The organism is Streptomyces sp. NPDC046203 (assembly GCF_040646255.1).
In the GTDB taxonomy this organism is placed as follows: Bacteria; Actinomycetota; Actinomycetes; order Streptomycetales; family Streptomycetaceae; genus Streptomyces.
Genome location: NZ_JBEYZX010000043.1, coordinates 22,989 through 44,386 on the forward strand (window position 1 = coordinate 22,989; position 21,398 = coordinate 44,386).

Below are 21,398 nucleotides of genomic sequence, written 5' to 3' on the forward strand. Positions count from 1 at the left end.
GCACCCCCTCCCATGGACGTCCTGACAAACAACTTCTCGACCTTCGCCGAAGGGTTCCTCGGAACGGTCGAACTCACCGTCTACGCCGGTCTGCTGGCCCTGGTCCTCGGCTTCCTCATGGCGGGATTCCGGGTCGCCCCGGTCGGCGCCCTGCGGACCTTCGGCACCGTCTGGGTCAACGTGCTGCGCAACACCCCGCTCACCCTGCTCTTCTTCGCGGTGGTGCTCGGCCTGCCCCGCTTCGGAGTCGTGCTGCCCTTCACCCTGTTCGCGGTCCTCGCGCTCGGCTGCTACACCTCCGCGTTCATCTGCGAGGCGCTGCGCTCCGGCATCAACACCGTGCCGCTCGGCCAGGGCGAGGCCGCCCGCAGCCTCGGCATGACCTTCACCCAGACCCTCGGCACCGTCGTGCTGCCGCAGGCGTTCCGCAGCGTCATCCCGCCGATCGGATCCAACCTGATCGCCCTCGCCAAGAACTCCGCCATCGCCGGGGCGTTCAGCGTCACCGAACTCCTCGGCACCTACAAGACCCTGAGCGAGCTGGGCTACAACATCGTCTGGACCTTCGTCTGGATCGCCGTCGGCTACCTCATCATCACCCTCGCCATCAGCGCGCTCTTCCACTTCCTGGAGAAGCGCTATGGAGTCGCCCGATGACCACCGCCTCCTCCGCGCTCTACGACATCCCGGGGCCGCGCACCCGCCGCAGGCACCGCGCCATCGGGGTGATCGCTACCGTCGTGATCCTCGCCCTGATCGGCTGGATCATCTATCTGCTGTTCGACACCGGGCAGTTCACCGCCACCAAGTGGAGTCCCTTCATCTACAAGGGAATTCAGGAACTGCTGCTGCGGGGACTCGGGAACACGCTGAAGGCGTTCGCGTACGCCTCGGTGCTCTCGCTCCTGCTCGGCGGCATCCTCGGCGTCGGGCGGCTGTCCGAGCACCGGGCCTTCAGATGGATCAGCACCCTGTTCGTCGAGTTCTTCCGGGCCATGCCCGTCCTCGTGATGATCTTCTTCATCTTCGTGGCGCTCAAGGTCCAGCCGCTGCCCGCCCTCGTCGCCGGACTGACCCTCTACAACGGGTCCGTGCTCGCCGAGGTGTTCCGCACCGGCATCGGCGCGGTGGCCCGCGGCCAGGGAGAGGCGGCGTACGCGCTCGGCATGCGCAAGACGCAGGTGATGACCCACGTCCTGGCGCCGCAGGCGATCCGGGCCATGATGCCCGCCATCATCAGCCAGTTGGTGGTGGCGCTCAAGGACACCTCGCTCGGATTCCTCATCACCTACGAGGAGTTCCTGCACGCGGGCAAGCTGATCGCCTCCAACCTCGACTACGACCTGCCGTTCATCCCCGTCGTGATGGTGATCGCGCCGATCTACATCGGCATGTGCATGCTGCTGTCCTGGCTCGCCACCTGGGTGGCCAAGCGGGAACGCCGCAGCCCCCGGACCCGGGCCGCCGATGTCGCCCCCGCGGCCCCACCCCTGCTGATCGAACAGCGCGACTAGCGCGACTAGCGCGACCAGCCCGACCGGCCGACCGGCCCGACCCGTGCGACCGGCCCGCCCGGTCGCACCGGTGCGGCCGGCTCGGCAGGCGCGTCCCGGCACGCGAATCCGGTACGCGATTCCTCCGGGAGTCCGTACGGCCGCGCGAAGCCCCGCACGGGCCCTGCCCGCCCGGCAGCAGCCGATGACCACTCCGCCCCGGCGGTCCGATACCAGCCGGTCGGCCGCCGGAAAGGAGAAGGTCAGCTGCGCACCGGTCGGGTTGTGCCCGCCTCACGGCGGGTCGGCGGGTGGCCAGCCACTCGCCGACCCGCCGTGAGGCCCATACGCCCCGGACGGAAAACCCGGTTGCGCGGCCGGTGGCGAGCGGCCTAGAACGGGGCGACCGCCCACGACGAATCGCGGGGTGCTCCGCCTGGTCGGCTCGCCCGGTCCGGCGAGGCGCCTCGGGGAAGACCACGAATGACGATCGCGCTCTCGCTGCCCCTCGGCACCGAACGGCTCCAGCTGCGCCGCTTCACCCCGGACGACTTCGACGACCTGTACGCCTACCAGTCGCTCCCCGACGGCGCCCGCTTCCTCTACCGGCCACCGCTCACCCCCGAGCAGTGCGTGAGCGGCCTGGCGCGGCGCGTGGCCGGATCGGCGTGGACCGAGGACGGCGACGACCTCGTGTTCGCCGTCTGTCCGTCCGGCGGGACGAAGGTCGTCGGGGAGATCGTCCTGAAGCTCGCGAGCGCTCGATCGCGCCAGGTGGAGATCGGCTGGATGATGCACCCGGAATACGGCGGCCGGGGGTACGCCACCGAGGCGGCCCGTACGGTCGCCGGCCTGGCCTTCGCCGAGCTGGGCGCCCACCGGCTCTTCGCCCGCCTCGACGCGCTCAACACCGCTTCGGTCCGGGTGTGCGAGCGCCTCGGCATGCGCCGGGAGGCGCACCTGGTCGAGAACGACTTGGACGGCGAGCGCTGGGGGAGCGAGTACGTGTACGCGATGCTCGCCCGCGAGTGGAAGCCGCAGGCGTAGGCGTCCTTACAACGCCGGGCCGGGCCGGACAGGTGCGGCTGCGGATCGGTACGGCTGGGGGTCGGTGCGGCGCGGGGTCAGTGCGGCGGCGGCGCCGGGTGCAGGGCGTTGTGGGCCGAGCAGCCGCCCTCGCCGTACATCCGCTGGATACGGGCCGGTACCCACACCGTGGTGGTGCCGGGAGCGACCCGGGCGAGCACGCACTCCTGCGGGTCGTAGTGGTTGCCGTCGACCGACAAGTCGACGCCGACCCGGCCGTTCTCCTCCGCCACTTCGGTGTGGATCGCCGGATCCAGGTGCAGGGTGGCGAGCGCGCGGCGCACCTCGGCCTCGTCGGCCCGGCCGTCCTCCGGTACGCGGGGGAGTGCGGCCTGGAGCTCCCGGTAATCCGGCAGCCGGGGCGGCGCGGGGGACGGGGCGAAGGCCAGGGGAGGGCCGTCCGGGCAGTCGACGCCGCGCGGAACCTCGCCCCACTCCGCCTTCGGCGACACCCGCACCGCGAAACAGCGTTGCAGGGTCACCTCCTGGGGCTGGCTCCACTCGTCGTTCGCGGTGCCGGAGGTACGCAGGATCACCTCGACGCCGTCCGCGTCCCGTGTCGAGGTGCCCGACACCCGGAGCACCTCCACCCCGTCGATGCCGGAAGCGGAGCGTCCGACCTCCTCCGCCGTGCGCGGACGCGGGCCGTAGAGCTTCTTGCCCGCCGCCACGGCCACGTCCCGCGCCGCGTCCGCCGCCTTGTCCTCGGCGGACGGGAACACGGCCCCGCAGCCGACGGTGAGCAGCAGGAGCGGCGCGCACACGAGGAGTCGGCGCATGGGTCCATCCTTCCGAAACCGGGCAGGCGGGCGGGCGGGTGCTCGCCTTCCCGAACCGGGGTGGTGATCCTACTCAGCCGCTGCCGACGGGCACCCGGGGGCATCCGGTGCGGCCGCCGGCGGCGGGCGGACGTCCTGGTCCGGATGATCATCGGGGGGTCATGGGCGGGTCAAGATCGACGGGTTACGCACGGGTAGTGATTGCCTCTCGGGAGTCCGGGTACCAGCCTGTCTTCCGTGGAGCACACCGCCGACCGGCATCGCAGCACCGGACCCAGCCGCATTCCCACCGCCCCGGACACCCCCGGATTCCCCGGGGTTCCCGATGTCTTCGACCCGCGGATCTACGCCGGGGGAATCCCGCACGACCGCTTCCGCGCCCTGCGCGACCACTACCCGGTCGCCCGGCAGAGCGAGCACGAGGTCCTCGGCTGGCCCGCCGGGCCGGGCTTCTGGGCCGTGACCCGGCACGCCGACGTCGTCCGGGTCCTCAGGGACGCGGCCGACTTCTCCTCGTACCTCGGCGCGACCCAGATCCGTGACCCCGATCCGGCCGATCTGCCGTTCATCCGCCGGATGATGCTCAACCAGGACCCGCCGCACCACGGCCGGCTCCGCAGGCTCGTCAGCCGCGCCTTCACCCCCGCCCGGATCGACCGCTTCGCGGTGACCGCGCGGCAGCGCGCCCGCGAACTCCTGCTCCAGGCAAGGGAGTCGGGAGGGGATCTGGGCCGCGAGTTCGATGTCGTCCGCGCCGTCACCGACGACTACGCGCTGCTCAACCTCACCGATCTGCTCGGCGTGCCCGCGAGCGACCGGGGCCTGCTCCTCGCCTGGACCGAGCGGGTCATCGCCTACCAGGACCCCGACGAGCCGCCCGTGCTCGACGCCGAAGGCCGGCCGGTCAACCCGAGGTCGCCCGCCATGCTCGCCGAGATGTTCGGCTACGCGCGCGAACTCGCCGCCCACAAGCGGGCCCACCCCGCCGACGACATCATCAGCGTCCTCGCCGCCTCCGAACTGCGCGACGCCGAACTGGAGATGTTCTTCTTCCTGCTCACCGTCGCCGGAAACGACACCGTCCGCAGCGCCGCCCCCGGCGGACTGCTGGCCCTCGCCGGGCACCCTGCCGAGGCCCGCGCCTGGTGGGCAGGGGAGATCGCACCGGACCCGGCCGTCGACGAACTGCTGCGCTACCACCCGCCCGTGCTGTCCTTCCGGCGGACCGCCACCCGGGACACCGAGCTGTCCGGGGTGCCGATCTCCGCCGGGGACAAGGTCGTCGTCTTCCACGCCTCCGCCAACTACGACGAGCGGGCCTTCCGCGATCCCCACCGGCTCGACCTCACCCGCACCCCCAATCCGCACGTCTCCTTCGGCGACGGCCCGCATGTGTGCCTCGGCGCCCACTTCGCGCGGCTCCAACTCAGGCTGCTGCACGAGGAGATGCTGCGGTCGTGGAGCGGCCTGGAGCTCGCCGGACCGCCCCGGCGTCTGGTGTCCAACTTCATCAGCGGGGTGAAGTCCCTGCCGGTGCGGGTGGCGTGGCGGGAGTGACGGCGTGCCGCGGGGGTGGGGCCGGCGGGGCGTAGGCACTGCCGGGCCGTTCGTGGGGTGGCGAGCTCGACGGCGCCGGGTTCGTGCTTCCCGGTTCGCCGGTGCTCCGATGGCCCGGTGGTCCGGTGGTCCGGTGGCTGGGCATGCGGCAGCGGTGGGGATGTGCTGCGTACGCTCTCGGAGTCCTCACCCCGGTCCGTATCTCCCACGCGAAGGAACGACCCCATGGTTTCCGCAGACCTCTCGCCGCACACCGTGCTCCTCGACTTCGACGGCGTGCTCAGCATGAACGCCTCCGGGCTGTTGCTGCGCGCCCTGCACGCGGGGATCAACCGCCACACGGAACTCCCGGTCGAGGCGACCGCCCTGCAGTTCAAGGCCATCAGTGCCTTTCCCCAGCACGACAGTCTGCGCGCGCTGTTCATGGGGCTCGGCATCGAGCGGCATCTCGACGAGGAGATCGGGATACTCAGATCCAGCCTCACGGTCGACGGCGTCGGAATGACGCTGAGCGAGGGCGTGGAGGAGTTCTGCGCCGGGCAACGGGCGCGGGGGGTACGGCTGCGCGTCTTCTCGACGATGGACGAGCGGACCGCGCGCCGAAGCCTTCTGGACGGGCTGTTCGACCCCCGGGACTTCGTCTCCCTCGGGCATGCCTCCAAGGCCGCCCCGGGCACCTACACGGCCCTGCTGGCCGCCGAGGACGAGAGCCAGCCGCACCGGTGGACGCTCGTGGACGACTCGCCGCTGGCGCTGCGCGCCGCCAAGATCGCCGGCCTGCGGACGGTCCTGATGCGCGGCGACGTCTTCACCGACGACGACGTGCGCCCGTTCACCTCGTACATCGACGAAGAGGTTGCATCCTTCGGTGAGTTGGGTGCCCTGCTGGGTACGGGGAAGGTGTCGGGCGACCTCGTTCCGGCGGCGGGCGCCTGACCGCCGTCCCGCGCTCGCCACCCGGCCCCCGTTTGTCGGCCCCGACAACGTCACGTCCCCGCGGGTGCGGTCGACGTGCCGGACGCTGCGGGGGAGCCGGGCGCGGGAGGCGTGAGCGCCTGCCGGGTCACGTCCGCGACCAGCTCGACCACATCGGGCCCGTACGCCTGCGAGTTGACCACCTTCAGCAGCAGCACGAAGCTGCCGTCGCGGTGCCGGCGGGTCAACCGCTGGTGATGCCGGGCCAGATAACGGGTGGCGGCCTGGTTGTCGATGGCCCGCTGCCCGCAGAACAGGAAGACCGGACGGGCGCCCTCTCCCGCCCGGATCCGGGCCAGCAGCACGTACTCGGTGACGCCCCGCTCCATCCGGTAGAGATCCGTTCCGACGCGTATCTCACCCCGCCTGTCCACGGGTTCGGCGGCCGTACGCATCGTCAGGCCCGGCAGCAGCGAGCCGAGATGCGCGGCCATCCGGCGGTTGGAGCCGGGACCTCCGACGCAGAACTCCGTGCGGTCGCCGAAGCCCATCTGGGCCAGATCATGCTGCACGATCCGCGCGTGTGCCCCGCATTCCTTGACGAGCGCGGCGAGTTCGAGCAGCGCCGACACGTCGTACCGGTGCACCGCCCCCTCGCTGCCCGCCTCCCGGTTGACCACGAGAAGACACTCGGAATGGTTCGGCAGCCCGAAGAAGGCCTGTTTGCGGCCCAGTCGGCGACGCTGGAGAAACATCCGGGCGAGCCAGCCGATCGAGCCGCTGACACCGGTGGCCAGAACTCCGAGCACGACATTGCGCAGGTCTTCGTTCATGGCCGGCATGCTAGGCCCTGTCCGCAAAGTCCTGCCTGGCCCGCAACGCCTGGCACGCACGCTCGCTGCGTTGTCGGAATCACCCAAGTACGCCCAGTACGAGGGCGATCCTCCGCCTTGCGATCGTACGCACCAGACGCCGCGGGCCCTGCCCTCCGGGCAGACGGCACTACTTTGCGGACCGGACCTGGGCCGTGTCGCACGGGTGCGGCCAGGCGGGTGACGCACGAGACCGGGCGGCGGCGGTCCTGACGGCGGGCCGGAACGGAAGTACGCTGCGCGGACGGTCGTCGACTGGAGGTACACACGATGTCCCGGAAGCGCCGATCCACCGCCCGTTCCGTATCGCTCCTCGCCGTCGCCGCGACGGTTCTCTCCGTTGCGGCAGCCGCCCCGTCCGCCCTGGTCGCACCGGCCACGGCGGCGCCCCCGTCCGCCCCGGCGCCCGCCGGCCCACCCGCCAAGGTCCCCGTCGCCACCGGCTGGGGCGGAGCCGTCGCCAGCGTCGACGCGGACGCCTCCGCCGCCGGCGTCGAGGTGCTGCGCAAAGGCGGCAACGCCGTCGACGCCGCCGTCGCCGTGGCCGCCGCCCTCGGTGTGACCGAGCCGTACTCGGCCGGTATCGGCGGCGGTGGCTACTTCGTCTACTACGACGCCAAGTCCCGTACGGTGCACACCATCGACGGCCGCGAGACCGCACCCGCCTCCGCCGACGCGAACCTCTTCGTGGAGAACGGCAAGGCCATCCCCTTCGACGAGGGAATGACCAGCGGGCGCAGCGTCGGCACCCCCGGCACCCCGGCCACCTGGCGGACGGCGCTGGATAGTTGGGGCAGCAAGCCGCTGCGCAAGCTCCTCGAACCGGCCGAGCGGCTCGCCCGCGACGGCTTCACCGTCGACGACACCTTCCGCTCCCAGACCGCCGGCAACGAGGAACGCTTCCGCGACTTCCCGGCCACCGCCGAACTCTTCCTGCCCGGCGGGAAGTTGCCGGTCGTGGGCAGCACCTTCAAGAACCCGGACCTGGCCCGTACGTACGAGAAGCTCGGCCGCGAAGGTGTCGGCGCGCTCTACAAGGGCCCGCTCGCCCGCGACATCGTGAACACCGTCCAGCACCCGCCCGTCCGCCCTGGCGCCACCCGGGTCGTCCGCTCCGGCGACCTGACCGAGAAGGACCTCGCCGGATACGGGACGATCCGCCGGAAGCCCACCAAGGTCTCCTACCGGGGCCTCGACGTCTACGGCATGGCCCCGTCCTCCTCCGGCGGAACCAGCGTCGGCGAAGCTCTCAACATCCTGGGGACGACCGACCTTTCACGCGCCTCGGACGCCCGGTACCTGCACCGCTTCATCGAGGCCAGCCGGATCGCCTTCGCCGACCGGGGCCGCTGGGTCGGCGACCCGGCCTTCGAGGACGTACCCGTCCAGGGCCTGCTGTCACGGCGGTTCGCCGACACGCGCGCCTGCCTGATCCGCGACGACGCCGTGCTCACCAGCCCGCTCGCCCCCGGCGACCCGCGCCACCCGGCCCCCTGCGCCACCGGCGGGAAGGCCGCGCCCACCACGTACGAGGGTGAGAACACCACCCACCTCACGGTCGCCGACAAGTGGGGCGATGTCGTCTCCTACACCCTCACCATCGAGTCCACCGGCGGCAGCGCCCTCACCGTCCCCGGGCGCGGCTTCCTGCTCAACAACGAGCTGACCGACTTCTCCTTCACCCCGGCCGACCCCGCCGTCCACGACCCCAACCTGCCCGGCCCCGGCAAGCGCCCGCGCTCCTCGATCTCCCCGACGATCGTGCTCGACAAGAGCGGACGGCCGGTGCTCGCGCTCGGTTCCCCGGGCGGCGCCACCATCATCACCACCGTCCTGCAGACCCTCACCGGAGTCCTCGACCGGGGTCTTCCGCTCGTCGACGCCATCGCCGCACCGCGTGCCAGCCAGCGCAACCAGACCACCACGGAACTCGAACCGGCCCTGTGGAACAGCCCGTTGCGTGCCGAACTCGAAGCGCTCGGGCACGGCTTCCGGCAGAACCCGGAGATCGGCGCCGCGACCGGCGTCCAGCGGCTGCCCGACGGACGCTGGCTGGCCGCGGCCGAGACGGTGCGGCGGGGCGGCGGCTCGGCGATGGTCGTCCGCCCGGCGCCCTGACGGGATCCCCGCGAGGTGCCCCGAAGAGCGATCGGAAGAACGATCCGAAGAGCGACCCGAGGAGCGATCCGAACGGCGTGATCAGAGCGCGGTGAGGATGCGCGGGCCGTCGTCCGTGATCGCCACCGTGTGTTCGACGTGCGCCGCGCGCGAACCGTCGATCGTCCGGATGGTCCAGCCGTCGCGCCCCGTGTAGTGGTGGTCGTGGCCGCCGCCGGTCAGCATCGGCTCGATCGCGATCACCATTCCGTGCCGCAGCGGCACGCCCCGGCCCGGACGTCCCTCGTTGGGGACGGCCGGGTCCTCGTGCATCGTGTGGCCCACTCCGTGGCCGCCGAGCCCGTCCGGCAGGCCGTAACCGGCCCGCCGGCAGACCCGGCCGACCGCGTGCCCGATGTCGCCGATCCGGTTGCCGACCACGGCCGCCGCGATACCGGCCTCCAGCGCCTCGTACGCCGTGTCGATCAGCCGGGTGTCCTCGGCCCGGGCCCGGCCGACGGTGAAGCTCACCGCCGCGTCCCCGACCCAGCCCCCCAGCGACGCGCCGCAGTCCACGCTCAGCAGATCGCCGTCGGCGAGCCGGGTGCCGTCCGGCACGCCGTGCACGATCGCGTCGTTCACCGACAGGCAGGCAGCGGCGGGGTAGGGCACCGGTGCCCAGGCCGGCCGGTAGTTCAAGAACGGCGAGGTCGCCCCCGCCTCGGTCAGTATCCGCCGTACCACGCCGTCGAGTTCGGTGAGCGGAACGCCGGGCGCCGCCTCGGCCCGTACGGCCTCCAGGGCGCGGGCGACCACCCGGCCGGCCTCGCGCATCGCCTTCAGATTCGCGTCGGTCTTGATCTCCATCATGCCAATTACTATACCGGTATTAGAATGGGCGGCATGGTGCGCACCCCCCTGACCCCCGAAGAGCGCGAACGCGGCGAGCGGCTCGGCCTGCTGCTGCGCGTGGCGCGCGGCCGTCGCTCGATGGCCGAGATCGCCGCCGCGGCGGGACTCTCCGCCGAGACCCTCCGCAAGATCGAGACCGGCCGGGCCCCGACCCCGGCCTTCTTCACCGTCGCGGCCCTCGCCGGCGTCCTCGATCTGTCCCTGGACGTGCTGGTGGAGCACTGCGTCCTCCCGGCGGAGGGTGCGGAGGGGCCGGAGGCCGCCGCGGCCTGACGGCGGCGGGGAGACGGGTCGGCCGGGCGGCCGGGCGGTGACGGGCGGGCAGCCGTCTCGGGCCGCCACCGCCTCGACCCACCCGCCAACCGGGCCAGGCTTCCGGACGGTCCGGCATGGCGCCGGTCCGGCGGTGCGGCGTGCCCGGATGCTGGGAGCCGGACCAGGCAGGAGGCACCGTGGACGACCGCCGCAGTCAGCGAACCCCGGCACCGGCACCCGCCCCCGCGAGCGCCCAGGCGGTGGCCGGTCAGCCCGGAGTCATCGGGATCGCCCTCGCCGCCGTGCTCTCGGCCTCGCTCGCGCAGGGCTCCTGGCAGTGGTTCGCCCTGTACATCGGGGTGACGCTGCTCGCGATCGTCGTCGCCTTCTTCCGGCTGCCGGTCTGGACGCCCGGCCTGCGCTCCGGGTACGTCGTGGACCTGGTGGCGTTCTCGCTGGTCGTCGGCCTGTGCGTGGCGCTCGTCCTCGCGCCCATGATGCAGCGCTGGGCCTGGCTGTTCCCGATGCCCGGCACCCGTGACCGGTGCGAGGCGGTCGGCGCCTACGCGCGGCTGGAGGCCGAGGCGGCGCTGGGAAGCCTGGCGCACGGCGCCGGTGGCGCCCTGGCCTACGCCCAGGAGACCCAGGCGCACGCGGCCGTCGCGGACTGTCTGTCCGCCACGACGACCCTGTGGCTGCCGGTGTACGCGGCCGGGGCCGCCCTCCTGGTGGGACTGACCCTGTGGGCCCTGGGGCGGGCCCGGTCCCGCAGCCGAGGGGTCACGAACCCTCGTCCGAGCTGAGACCCCTTTGCTTTGGCGTCGGCTCGCTCCGAGACCGGCGTCCGCTCAAAATCGGCACCAGCGCCGGCACCGCCCCGGCCTCAGTCCCGCGACGCCACCGCCAACTGCACCCGGTGGTGACGCGCTCCGACGGCCTCGTCCACGATCGCGCGGGCCAGATCGGCGTGCGCGATGCGCCCCGCGCCGTCGAGGACCGTGCCCACCGCCGACCGGTAGCCGCCCGTCACCGGCGCCTCGGGGTTCAGATCCATCGGCGGCACCACCATCAGCCAGTCCAGCTCCGGCCCGGCCTCGGCCGCCAGCAGCTCGAACTCCGCCACGTGCCCCTGCGAGAACGCCCGGTACTCCTCCGGGAATTCGGGCGCGTCCATCACCCGTACCCCCGGCGCGGTCTCCAGCGTGGTGGCGATGCCCACGACCACCAGCCGGCCGACCCCGCCCTTCGGCAGGCCCGCGACCAGCGCCCGCGCCGCCGCCGTGTAGTGCCCGACCGAGGAGACGTCGAGCCGGACGGTCGCGTTCACCGCCGCCGTGTGACCCGGGGCGAGGGTCGCCACCGTGTCGGGATCGGTCACGTCGCCCTGGACCAGCCGGACCGAATCCCCTTCCAGATCACGGTACTTCGCCGGGTCGCGGACCACCGCTGTCACCCCGAGGCCGCGGGCCGTCGCCTCCGCGACCACGGCCCGCCCGACCCGTCCGCCGGCGCCGAAGACAAGAAGGGAACCGGTCGTGTCGTTCTTCGTGTTCGTCGTCATGCCGGGACAGTAGGACGGAGGGGCACGGTTACTTCAACGATACCGAGCCAGGCCCTACGCTCGAAGGCGTGACCGAGTCCGACATCCGCGGCGCGAGCCCGCTGCCGAGCGATCTGTTCCACGACCCCGCCTGCTCAGGGTCCGCCCGTCCGGTCGTGATCGGGGGCAAGTGGACCGCCGTCGTGCTGCGTTGCCTTGAGGACGGCCGGTCGCGCCGCTTCACCGAGCTGCGCGTCCCGCTGCACTGGATCACCCCGAAGGTCCTCACGGAGACCCTGCGTGCCATGGAGCGCGACGGATTCGTCTCCCGGACCGTCCATGACGAGCACCCGCCCCGGGTCGAGTACGCCCTCACCGGACTCGGCCGCTCCCTGCTCGACCCCCTCGACGCCGCCTGCTCCTGGGCCCGCGCGCACGGGAACGCGATCACCGAGGCGCGCGACAGCTACGACACGGCGGCCGACGCCTCCTGAGCGCTGTCCGGCGGATCTCGGCCGGGGCCGTGACGCCCGGCACGGCACCTGGCCGCGCTGCCGAAATGCCCGAATGGCTCCGCTGTGAAGGCACTCCGGCGTCTTGCCGTCCGTCGTGGCGGCGGTCCGGCTCCGGCTTCGCCGGCGAGCCGTCGGACGATGCCTGATCGAACTCGAAATCGAAGATCGAAAACCCATTGCCGAGAAGACCCCCATCTGGTTTTCTTGGTGGCTACCTGGCCTCCCGCTGGGGAGGTTTCAGTAACTCACTGTCAAGAAGAAAGGATTCTTCATGTCCACGCTTCTTCTGGAGATGACCCCGCGCGTTGCCGGTTCCGCCGAGGTGGAGCCCGCCGTCGAGTTCGAGAGCCGCTGGGAGAGCGACTCGGCCGAGTGCCCGGTGACGACCAACCTGAGCTACTCCTTCACCTGCTGATTCCCCAGGTCGGCGCAGCATAGGCGGACCGCGGTTCACTCGGATCTGGATAGGCGGGAATGGAAAAGTCAGGTTCCTCGGACTGGGTGAATCGGGTCGTCAGGCAGTATGTCGACGCCGACTGTTCGGTAACACAGGGCTCCGTCTGGCTGGCTGTCCGGCCGGACGGAGTCGTGTTGCCGGAGCAGGGATGGAAGCTGCACGTGTCCTCCCGCGCGGCCGACTTTCCCGAGCTGGTGGAAAGGCTGATTCCGCTTTTGGCGGCCGAAGGCTGTTCATTCAAGCTGGCGTCCTCGCAACGGGCGCTCCACGCATTGAACGATGGCCACACGGCCCCGGCGAGTGTGGGGAAAGCTTTTACCATCTACCCCGATCCGCGACGCGTCCGTGAGTTCGGGTTGCGACTCGCCGAGGAACTGCGGGGCCATCAAGGGCCACGAATCCTCAGCGATCGAAGAGTGCTGGCGAAGGCCCCGGTCTATTACCGATACGGGTCTTTCATCGCCCGGCGCGGTTCCCACGCGTCCGGCGCCCCGGCAACGAAGATAATCGGACCCGCCGGCGAGGAGTTCGACACGCTCGCCGGGCTCAGCTACCAACAGCCGTCGTGGGTCGAGGACCCGTTCTCCGATGTCGGCACGGACACCGATCGCGACAGGGACGGCACCCTGCTCGACGGGCGCTACCGTCTGGTCGTCGGGATTCGCGAGGCCGCCCAGGGCAACACCTACCGCGCGATCGACGAACGCCAGGACGGCCGGCGTGTGGTCGTCAAACAGGCGCGCGCCCTGGTCGCCGAGGCCGCCGGTCACAACGACAGCCGCGTACGGTTGCGCAACGAGCGTCGCGTCCTGGGGGTTCTCGGCGGAGTCGCCGGTGTGCCGCAGTTCATCGACCACTTCCAGTACGGTGACGACGAGTTCCTCATCACCAGCGACTGCGGCCCGCTCACCCTTGCCGAAGACGTACGGCGCAACGGCCCGTACGTGCCGGGCACGGGCGAACAAGGGCGCAGCCTTGACCGGTTGGCGAAGGAACTGGCTCGTATCCTCATCGCGGTGCACGAACGCGGTGTCGTCATGCGGGATCTCTCCTCCACCAACGTCCTGATCGGCGACGAGGGCGGCGACGGCGACCGTGGCGGCGCCAGCATCATCGACTTCGGTCTTTCCTTCCATGACGGACTGCACCTGCCCGGATGGACGCCGGGGTACGCGCCCGCGCGACAGCGGCGTGACGAGCCGCCGCGCGACACCGACGATCTCTTCGCCCTCGGCATGACCTTGCTGTTCGCGGCGAGCAATCTGCAGCCGATCAGTGTGGGTGATGATCCGGAGCTGCCGCGCATGCGCGCGCTCCAGACGATTTCCCGGTACCACGCGCCGTCCGGGACCATGTCCGCCATCGCGGACCTGCTCGGCGACGAGGAGCAGGCCCGCGCAGCGGTACGGCGGCTCGCCTCGGGGGGCAACGACCGGCCGGCACTCCTTTCGCTGCCGCCGGCCCCCGTGGTCACCGCGGAACTGGCCGCCGAGGTGACGGACAACCTGGTGGGCGATCTGCTCGGCCAGCTGGGCAAGGTGCTGGAAGCCGCGAAGGACACGCAGGCCGCCCATGACGTGAGCGTCTACACCGGCAGCGCGGGCATCGGCCTGGAGCTGCTGCACCACCGGGAACGGCCGGCCGTCGAGTCGACGGTACGCGAGCTGGCGGCCTTCACCGCGCGCGTCGCGTCGCGGATGAGCCTGCGCCCCGCCCTGTTCTCCGGCGTGACCGGAGTGGACATGTTTCTCACCGAAGCGGTCGAGAGCGGCATGAGCATCGCGGGGTGGCATGGCCGGAGTCTGCCGCCGCCGGAGTGGAGCGGTGAGACGTTCGACCTGAACGACGGGACCGTGGGTGTCGGCCTGGGACATCTGTACTTCCACCGCGTCCACGGGGATCCGGCGGATCTGGAGGTGGCGCGGAGCTGCGCGCGGGCGGTTCTGTCGGAACAGCCGCTCGGCCCCCTCCCGCTGCCGGGCGAAGCCGATGTCACGGCCGGACGCGCGCACGGTCTGGCCGGGGTGGTGGAGCTGCTGGTGAGCCTCGCCGGGGAGACCGGCGACGCATGGGCCCGTGAAGCCGCCGCGGACCGGGTGCGCGTTCTCGCGGACCGCACCCGCAACCTCGTCGATCAGGCGAAGGATCCGTCGGCCGAACCGCTGATCGTGTCCTGGTGCCGAGGCCTGCCCGGACTCGGGCAGACACTGCTGCACGCGGGCACGGTGCTGGACGACGAGTCCCTTGTCGACCTCGCCCGTGAGGCGGCCGACGCCTGCGTCGCCCGCATCCCGCTGCTGAGCTCGCTCGGCCAATGCTGCGGCGCCGCCGGTGTCGGCGACTACCTGCTGAACCTGGCCGCCGTGGACCAGTCCGAGCGCTATCGGGACGCGGCCTTCGACCTGGCCGCGCATGTCCTGCTGCGGAGCGGCGGACCACTGTCGCACCCTCGTTGGTTCGCCGCCACCGACACCCCCGACCGCTCGCTTTCCTGGGCGAAGGGACTCGCCGGCATCCTGACGTTCTTCCGCAGGCTGTCGGACGGTGGCCCAGAGTGCCTCCCGGTCTTCAGACATTGACCGGTGTCCGGGGCGTGTCCGCAGGCGTCCTGGATCAAGGAGAAGCTCCCCTTGGGACCTGATCCGCCGGACAGGTCCCGGGGGCCCGGTAGGGGCCGCCCCGGGCGGCGCCCCCGTACGCCGTACCGGGTGGCCTAGTGCCCCTCCCGGCAAGCTTCGCCCTGTCGCGCCGCCCGGCACGCACCCTCGCGGCGTTGGCCAAAAGCCCTGGTAGCTCCGCTACAAGGACTTCCGGCCGCCTTGCGATGGCACGCACCGTACGACGCTCCTTCACGGGCGAACACTGCCGGTCGCGGCACTGACAGCGGATGCGGGGCCGGGGGCCCGGCGCCACCGTGGACGGGTGAAACCTCGTCGGAAGAACCACCGGCCGTCCCGGGCCGCCCGCCGGATCGCGGCTCTCGCCGCCGTGCTGCTGTCCGCCGCCGTCGCGGGCGGCTGCGGTTCCGGTGCCGGGACACCGCGGGGCGACGCCCCGCCCGGAACGGCCCCCCAGCACTTCCGGCACCCGGGCGTGGTGGTCGGCGGGGCCCAGCTGGCCGCCGTACGGAAGCACGTCGCCGCCGGTCAGGAGCCGTGGAAGTCGGCGTACGAGAAGATGAGCGCCAGCAAGTACGCGGCGCGCGACTACACCCCGCACCCCGCGAAGGTCGTCGCCTGCGCCTCCAACGCCGGCACCGACGCCTGCGTCGCCGAACGCGAGGACGCCATCGCCGCGTACACCCAGGCCCTCATGTGGTCGGTCTCCGGCGACACCGCGTACGCGCGCGGAGCCGTCGCCATCATGGACGCCTGGTCGGAGCAGGTGAAGGAGCACACACGCGACGACGCCGACCTCCAGACCGCCTGGTCGGGCTCCACCTGGGCGCGCGCCGCCGAGATCGTGCACGCCGGCTACCCGGCGTGGCCGGGACCCCTGGTGCAGCGCTTCAAGTGGATGCTGCGCAAGGCATATCTGCCCGAGGTCACCGCCAAGGTCCCCGACTACAACGGCAATTGGGAACTGGCGATGACCGACGCCACCATGAGCATGGCCGTGTTCCTGGAGGACCGAACGCTCTACGAGGACGCGGTACGGCGCTACCGCGCCCGGGTGCCCGCGTACTTCTACCTGGCCTCCGACGGGGCGCTGCCCAAGCCGCCGCCCGGCGGGAGCGTCAAATCGGCCGACCAGCTGGCCACGTACTGGTTCGGGCAGCGCACCTACCGGGACGGGCTCGGGCAGGAGACCTGCCGCAACTTCATGCACATCGGCTACTCGCTGGCCGCCACCGCCCACATCGCCGAGACCGCCTGGCACCAGGGGCTCGACCTCTACCGGGAGGAGGCCGACCGGCTGACGGCCGCCCTGGAGTTCCACGCCCGCTACCAGCTCGGGGCCGCCGCCCCGCGCTGGCTGTGCGGGGGCGCGGTCAAGCGCACCATGGGTCCGGACGTCGAGGTCGCCCTCAATCACTTCCGGGGGCGGATGCACCGCTCCCTGCCGGAGACCGAGAAGCTGGCGGAGCGGCTGCGGCCGGGCGGCACCGACGATCTCTTCGTGGCCTGGGAGACCCTGACGCACGCGGACAACCCGACCCCGGCGTAGCCCCGAGTCCCGAGCCCCGAGCCCCGAGCCCCGAGTCCCATGGGCCAGGGGCCGGGGTTCGGGGTTCGCGAGCCGAGGGGGCGGCGCGGTGGGAGGGGGTGGCGGACGGGCGGGCCGAGCATGATCGGGATACACCGGACGTGTCGTTACGTGTCCGGCGTGGACCACTCGGGTATGAAACATGATCGACTCCGCTGCTTCCCGGTGGTGGTCTTGCTCCGGGCTGTGACGGGGCTTACGTTCTCCTCCTACGCATCGCGTCTACGTGCGTAGAGGCTCTCTGACGCCGTGCCGAAGGAGCAGCTCATGACCGACGTCGTACGCGCCGCGCTCGTCCAGGCGACCTGGACCGGCGACACCGAATCCATGATCGCCAAGCATGAGGAACACGCCCGCGAGGCGGCCCGGCAGGGGGCGAAGGTCATCGGGTTCCAGGAGGTGTTCAACGCCCCGTACTTCTGCCAGGTGCAGGAACCCGAGCACTACCGCTGGGCCGAGCCCGTGCCCGACGGCCCCACGGTGCGCCGGATGCGCGACCTCGCCCGGGAGACCGGGATGGTGATCGTCGTCCCCGTCTTCGAGATCGAGGACTCCGGCTTCTACTACAACACCGCCGCCGTCATCGACGCCGACGGCAGCTACCTCGGCAAGTACCGCAAGCACCACATCCCGCAGGTCAGGGGATTCTGGGAGAAGTACTACTTCCGCCCCGGAAACGCCGGCTGGCCCGTCTTCGACACCGCCGTCGGCAAGGTCGGCGTCTACATCTGCTACGACCGGCACTTCCCGGAGGGCTGGCGTCAACTCGGCCTGCAAGGAGCCAAGTTGGTCTACAACCCGTCCGCCACCTCGCGCGGTCTGTCCAGCTACCTCTGGCAGCTCGAACAGCCCGCCGCCGCCGTCGCCAACGAGTACTTCGTCGCCGCCATCAACCGGGTCGGCCAGGAGGAGTACGGCGACAACGACTTCTACGGCAGCAGCTACTTCGTCGACCCCCGAGGCCAGTTCGTCGGCGACGTCGCCTCCGACAAGGAGGAGGAACTCGTCGTCCGCGACCTCGACTTCGGTCTCATCGACCAGGTCCGGCAGCAGTGGGCCTTCTACCGGGACCGCCGCCCCGACGCGTACGACGGGCTGGTGAAGCCGTGAGCAGTCTGTACGACCGGCACCGCGCCGTCCTGCCCGAGTGGCTCGCCCTCTACTACCGCGAGCCCATCGAGATCACCCACGGCGAGGGCCGCCACGTCTGGGACGCCGACGGCAACCGCTACCTCGACTTCTTCGGCGGCATCCTCACCACCATGACCGCCCACGCCCTCCCCGAGGTCACCAAGGCCGTCGCCGAACAGGCCGGGCGGATCATCCACTCCTCCACCCTCTACCTCAACCGCCCCATGGTGGAGCTGGCCGAGCGGATCGCCACCCTCTCCGGCATCCCCGACGCCCGGGTCTTCTTCACCACCTCCGGCACCGAGGCCAACGACACCGCCCTGCTCCTGGCCACCGCGTACCGGGGCTCCAGCCAGCTCCTGGCGATGCGCAACAGCTACCACGGCCGCTCCTTCTCCACCGTGGGCATCACCGGCAACCGCTCCTGGTCGCCCACCGGCCTCTCCCCGCTGCACACCCTGTACGTGCACGGGGGTGTCCGCACCCGGGGCCCGTACGCCCAGTACAGCGACGAGCGGTTCATCGAGGCGTGCGTCGCCGACCTGGAGGACCTGCTCGGCCACACCCGCGACGTCGCCGCGCTCATCGCCGAACCCATCCAGGGCGTCGGCGGGTTCACCTCCCCGCCCGACGGCCTGTACGCCGCCTTCCGCCAAGTCCTGGACCGGCACGGCATCCTGTGGATCTCCGACGAGGTGCAGACCGGCTGGGGCCGCACCGGTGAGAACTTCTGGGGCTGGCAGGCCCACGGCCAGGCCGGGCCGCCCGACATGCTCACCTTCGCCAAGGGCATCGGCAACGGCATGTCCATCGGCGGCGTCGTCGCCCGCGAAGAGATCATGAACTCTCTCGACGCCAATTCCATCTCCACCTTCGGCGGTTCGCCCGTCACCATGGCCGCCGGCCTCGCCAACCTCGGCTACCTCCTCGACCACGACCTCCAGGGCAACGCCCGCCGCGTCGGCGGTCTGCTCATCGAACGCGTCCGGGCCGCGGCGGCGGGCGTCGAGGCCGTACGGGAAGTACGCGGACGCGGGCTGATGATCGGCATCGAACTCACCCGGCCGGGCACCGATCTCGCCCACCCCGAGGCCGCCTCCGCCGTCCTGGAAGCCGCCCGCGAGAGCGGGCTCCTCCTCGGCAAGGGTGGCGGTCACAACACCAGCACCCTGCGCATCGCGCCGCCGCTCTCGCTCACCGTCGCCGAAGCGGAGGAGGGCGCCGCCATCCTCGAACAGGCCCTGCGCGCACTCTAGTTCGCCGAGAAGAGAGGGTCAGGGCCCGGAGCGGCCCTGATCCGCTCGCGGCAACGCCCGCCCGCACCCCGGTCCGAGTCCGCGCCCGGGTCCGGGTCCGCGCCCACGGCAGGTCCGTACCCGCACGCGAAGGCGGGGCGCCGGCGCCGCCGCTCCATGAACGACAACCCGTATCCGACGCGAACGGAGTCATGTTGTGGCACGCACCCTGATCACCGGCGGCCTGGTCGTCACCGCCACCGACGAAATGCATGTCGACGTCCTGATCGACCAGGGCAAGGTCGTCGCGCTCGCCACTCCTGACAGCCACGGATGGACCGCCGACAGGGTCCTGGACGCCACGGGCAGGTATGTGATCCCGGGCGGCGTGGACGCGCACACCCACATGGAGATGCCGTTCGGAGGCACGACGGCCTCCGACTCGTTCGAGACGGGCACCAGGGCCGCGGCGTGGGGCGGAACGACGACCATCATCGACTTCGCCATTCAGCCCAGGGGCGGGTCGCTGCGCGAAGGATTCGACAGCTGGCTACACAAGGCCGACGGACAGTGTGCCGTCGACTACGCCTTCCACATGATCATGTCCGATGTGAACGAGTCCTCGCTCAAGGAGATGGACGCCCTCATCGAGGGCGGTGTGAGCTCGTTCAAGCTCTTCACCGCCTATCCGGGAGTCTTTCTCTCCGACGACGGTCAGATCCTCCGGGCCATGCAACGCGCCGCCGACAACGGCGGCTTGATCATGACCCACGCCGAGAACGGCCTGGCCATCGATGTCCTGGTGGAGCAGGCACTGGCGCGTGGCGAGCGGGATCCCCGCTATCACGGCGAAGTGCGCAAGGCGCTTCTGGAAGCCGAAGCCACCCACCGGGTCATCCGGCTGAGCCAGGTCGCCGGCGCCCCGGTCTATGTCGTCCACGTCTCCGCCCAGGAGGCGGTCGCCGAACTGGCGCGTGCACGGGACGAGGGCCTCCCGGTCTTCGGTGAGACATGCCCGCAGTACCTGTTCCTGTCGACCGACAATCTGGCGGAGCCGGACTTCGAGGGGGCCAAGTACGTCTGCTCGACGCCGTTGCGTCCGAAGGAGCACCAAGCGGCCTTGTGGAGAGGGCTGCGGACGAACGACCTCCAGGTGGTGTCCACGGACCATTGCCCGTTCTGCTTCAAGGGGCAAAAAGAGATGGGGATCGGCGACTTCTCCAGGATTCCCAATGGAATGCCCGGCGTGGAGAACCGCATGGACCTCCTCCACCAGGCGGTGGTCGACGGACACATCTCCCGGACCCGCTGGATCGACATCGCCTGCGCGGCTCCGGCGAAGATGTTCGGCCTGTATCCGCAGAAGGGGACCATCGCACCGGGCGCGGACGCGGACATCGTGATCTACGACCCGGAGGCGGAGCAGGTGATGTCCGCGGAGACCCACCATATGAACGTCGACTACTCGGCGTACGAAGGAAAGTCGGTGAAGGGCAAGGTCCGGACCGTCCTCTCGCGGGGAGTCCCGGTGATCGAGGCCGGCCGGTACGTGGGTCACGCGGGGCACGGGACGTATCTCCCGCGAGGGCTCTCGCAGTTCCTGTGACCGGCCGGCGGCGCGGTCGCCGGGTCGGTCGGCCTCGGGGACGTCATTTCGCGCACGTGTGCGTGCGGTTGTCCGATAGGGTCACGGCGCACGTGCACGGGTGGCCCCAGGGTGGAGATGGCGGATGACCGACGACGGAATGCAGTGGATCCCGGACGTGTTCGAGACGTACTGCCTGGCGCTCGTACGGGATCTCACGGTCCCCGAGCTGGTGCGGCGGCTGGGCGCGGACCCCGCTGCCGTGAAGCCCGGCGTGACGGGCCAGGAGGCCTTCTCGCTGGCGATGAACGAGGGGCCGGTCTCCCTCCTCGGCGCGAGTCGGGGATGGGTCTTCTCCCTGGAGCACTGGAGCGACCAGGGGGCCGAAGCCGGTGTGCTGGCCGAGGTGTCCAGGGGCACCGAGGCGGTCGTGCTGGTCAACAGCGGTATCGGGATGACGCGTTTCCTGCATGCCGTGGACGGTCTGGTGGTGGCCGACTTCGAGCCGGGTGTGCCGGCCACGGACGTGGATTTCTCCAGGGCCGAGCGGCTGGCACCCTTCGCGGTCGACGCGGACTTCTTCGAGGCGGACGGCTCGCCCGTCCTGGGGGAGGCGGGTGAAGAGCTGTGGATGCTCCGGTTCGCGGAGCGCGCCTTCGGACTGTCCCTGCCCCGGGCGGAGTTGGAGCACGGCGCGCTCGCCGCTGTGCTCCTCCCGTGACGGCCGGCCGTGCAGGGAAGCGGGGTGGAGCAGTCGATCCGC

Annotated in this window: 20 protein-coding genes; 16 read left to right on the forward strand and 4 right to left on the reverse strand. The window is 71.2% G+C overall.

Translation table 11 applies throughout. The annotated features are described in order from the left end of the window. Positions 1 to 12 precede the first annotated feature (12 nt). From ABZ990_RS25070 to ABZ990_RS25080, 3 genes are all read left to right on the forward strand, one after another. Entirely contained in the window at positions 13 to 657 is a 645-nt protein-coding gene (locus tag ABZ990_RS25070; RefSeq protein ID WP_361235723.1) for an amino acid ABC transporter permease, read from the forward strand. Further along, positions 654 to 1,514, forward strand: coding sequence for an amino acid ABC transporter permease (locus tag ABZ990_RS25075; protein ID WP_361235726.1), 861 nt, complete (start codon positions 654 to 656; stop codon positions 1,512 to 1,514). The genes ABZ990_RS25070 and ABZ990_RS25075 overlap by 4 nt, the downstream gene beginning before the upstream one ends. A gap of 462 nt (positions 1,515 to 1,976) precedes the next feature. Next, positions 1,977 to 2,540 (forward strand): GNAT family N-acetyltransferase, encoded by a 564-nt coding sequence (locus tag ABZ990_RS25080; RefSeq protein WP_361235729.1) that lies wholly within the window; start codon positions 1,977 to 1,979, stop codon positions 2,538 to 2,540. A 77-nt stretch (positions 2,541 to 2,617) separates the two neighbouring features. Here ABZ990_RS25080 and ABZ990_RS25085 read toward each other — a convergent pair whose 3' ends face one another. Next, positions 2,618 to 3,358, reverse strand: a complete 741-nt coding sequence (locus ABZ990_RS25085; protein ID WP_361235732.1) for a translation initiation factor IF-2 — start codon at positions 3,356 to 3,358, stop codon at positions 2,618 to 2,620. A 282-nt stretch (positions 3,359 to 3,640) separates the two neighbouring features. Here ABZ990_RS25085 and ABZ990_RS25090 point away from each other — a divergent pair, with 282 nt between their 5' ends. Continuing rightward, a complete protein-coding gene (locus ABZ990_RS25090; RefSeq protein ID WP_361235819.1) occupies positions 3,641 to 4,915 on the forward strand; it encodes a cytochrome P450 in 1,275 nt (424 codons plus the stop codon). Positions 4,916 to 5,140: 225 nt separating this feature from the next. Next, complete coding sequence (locus ABZ990_RS25095) at positions 5,141 to 5,851, forward strand: HAD family hydrolase (RefSeq protein ID WP_361235735.1); 711 nt, start codon at positions 5,141 to 5,143, stop codon at positions 5,849 to 5,851. A 50-nt stretch (positions 5,852 to 5,901) separates the two neighbouring features. Here the strand turns inward: ABZ990_RS25095 and ABZ990_RS25100 are convergent, their stop codons facing one another. Beyond that, complete coding sequence (locus ABZ990_RS25100; RefSeq protein WP_361235738.1) at positions 5,902 to 6,663, reverse strand: hypothetical protein; 762 nt, start codon at positions 6,661 to 6,663, stop codon at positions 5,902 to 5,904. Between the two features lie 309 nt (positions 6,664 to 6,972). Here ABZ990_RS25100 and ggt point away from each other — a divergent pair, with 309 nt between their 5' ends. Further along, positions 6,973 to 8,820, forward strand: coding sequence for a gamma-glutamyltransferase (gene ggt / locus ABZ990_RS25105; protein WP_361235741.1), 1,848 nt, complete (start codon positions 6,973 to 6,975; stop codon positions 8,818 to 8,820). A gap of 81 nt (positions 8,821 to 8,901) precedes the next feature. On the opposite strand, the gene map is transcribed toward ggt, so the two are convergent. Further along, entirely contained in the window at positions 8,902 to 9,669 is a 768-nt protein-coding gene (gene map, locus ABZ990_RS25110; RefSeq protein WP_361235744.1) for a type I methionyl aminopeptidase, read from the reverse strand. Between the two features lie 33 nt (positions 9,670 to 9,702). On the opposite strand from map, the gene ABZ990_RS25115 reads away from it, so the two are divergent. Together ABZ990_RS25115 and ABZ990_RS25120 are read left to right on the forward strand one after the other, a co-directional pair. After that, entirely contained in the window at positions 9,703 to 9,984 is a 282-nt protein-coding gene (locus ABZ990_RS25115) for a helix-turn-helix transcriptional regulator (protein ID WP_361235747.1), read from the forward strand. A 179-nt stretch (positions 9,985 to 10,163) separates the two neighbouring features. Then, a complete protein-coding gene (locus ABZ990_RS25120) occupies positions 10,164 to 10,769 on the forward strand; it encodes a hypothetical protein (RefSeq protein WP_361235750.1) in 606 nt (201 codons plus the stop codon). Positions 10,770 to 10,849: 80 nt separating this feature from the next. On the opposite strand, the gene ABZ990_RS25125 is transcribed toward ABZ990_RS25120, so the two are convergent. After that, positions 10,850 to 11,527 carry an NAD(P)H-binding protein gene (locus tag ABZ990_RS25125; protein WP_361235753.1) on the reverse strand — a complete coding sequence of 226 codons (678 nt, stop codon included), beginning with the start codon at positions 11,525 to 11,527 and terminating at the stop codon, positions 10,850 to 10,852. Positions 11,528 to 11,595: 68 nt separating this feature from the next. Here ABZ990_RS25125 and ABZ990_RS25130 point away from each other — a divergent pair, with 68 nt between their 5' ends. The 8 genes from ABZ990_RS25130 to ABZ990_RS25165 all read left to right on the forward strand — a co-directional run bounded on the left by ABZ990_RS25130 (position 11,596) and on the right by ABZ990_RS25165 (position 21,356). Next, entirely contained in the window at positions 11,596 to 12,000 is a 405-nt protein-coding gene (locus ABZ990_RS25130; RefSeq protein ID WP_361235756.1) for a helix-turn-helix domain-containing protein, read from the forward strand. A gap of 292 nt (positions 12,001 to 12,292) precedes the next feature. Further along, positions 12,293 to 12,436 carry a hypothetical protein gene (locus tag ABZ990_RS25135; protein ID WP_361235759.1) on the forward strand — a complete coding sequence of 48 codons (144 nt, stop codon included), beginning with the start codon at positions 12,293 to 12,295 and terminating at the stop codon, positions 12,434 to 12,436. A 173-nt stretch (positions 12,437 to 12,609) separates the two neighbouring features. After that, positions 12,610 to 15,057 carry a lanthionine synthetase LanC family protein gene (locus tag ABZ990_RS25140; RefSeq protein ID WP_361235762.1) on the forward strand — a complete coding sequence of 816 codons (2,448 nt, stop codon included), beginning with the start codon at positions 12,610 to 12,612 and terminating at the stop codon, positions 15,055 to 15,057. 343 nt (positions 15,058 to 15,400) lie between these two features. Then, positions 15,401 to 16,645: an alginate lyase family protein gene (locus ABZ990_RS25145; RefSeq protein WP_361235765.1), complete on the forward strand. Its 1,245-nt coding sequence runs from the start codon at positions 15,401 to 15,403 to the stop codon at positions 16,643 to 16,645. Between the two features lie 306 nt (positions 16,646 to 16,951). Further along, the gene (locus ABZ990_RS25150; protein ID WP_361235768.1) at positions 16,952 to 17,794 is read left to right on the forward strand and encodes a nitrilase-related carbon-nitrogen hydrolase; all 843 of its coding nucleotides are present in this window, start codon (positions 16,952 to 16,954) and stop codon (positions 17,792 to 17,794) included. Beyond that, complete coding sequence (locus ABZ990_RS25155; protein WP_361235771.1) at positions 17,791 to 19,071, forward strand: aspartate aminotransferase family protein; 1,281 nt, start codon at positions 17,791 to 17,793, stop codon at positions 19,069 to 19,071. The genes ABZ990_RS25150 and ABZ990_RS25155 overlap by 4 nt, the downstream gene beginning before the upstream one ends. Positions 19,072 to 19,267: 196 nt before the next feature. Then, positions 19,268 to 20,656 (forward strand): dihydropyrimidinase, encoded by a 1,389-nt coding sequence (gene hydA, locus ABZ990_RS25160; protein WP_361235774.1) that lies wholly within the window; start codon positions 19,268 to 19,270, stop codon positions 20,654 to 20,656. Positions 20,657 to 20,780: 124 nt separating this feature from the next. Next, on the forward strand, positions 20,781 to 21,356 hold the full coding sequence (locus ABZ990_RS25165) for a DUF6461 domain-containing protein (RefSeq protein ID WP_361235777.1): 576 nt from the start codon (positions 20,781 to 20,783) through the stop codon (positions 21,354 to 21,356). The last annotated feature ends 42 nt before the right edge of the window (positions 21,357 to 21,398 follow it).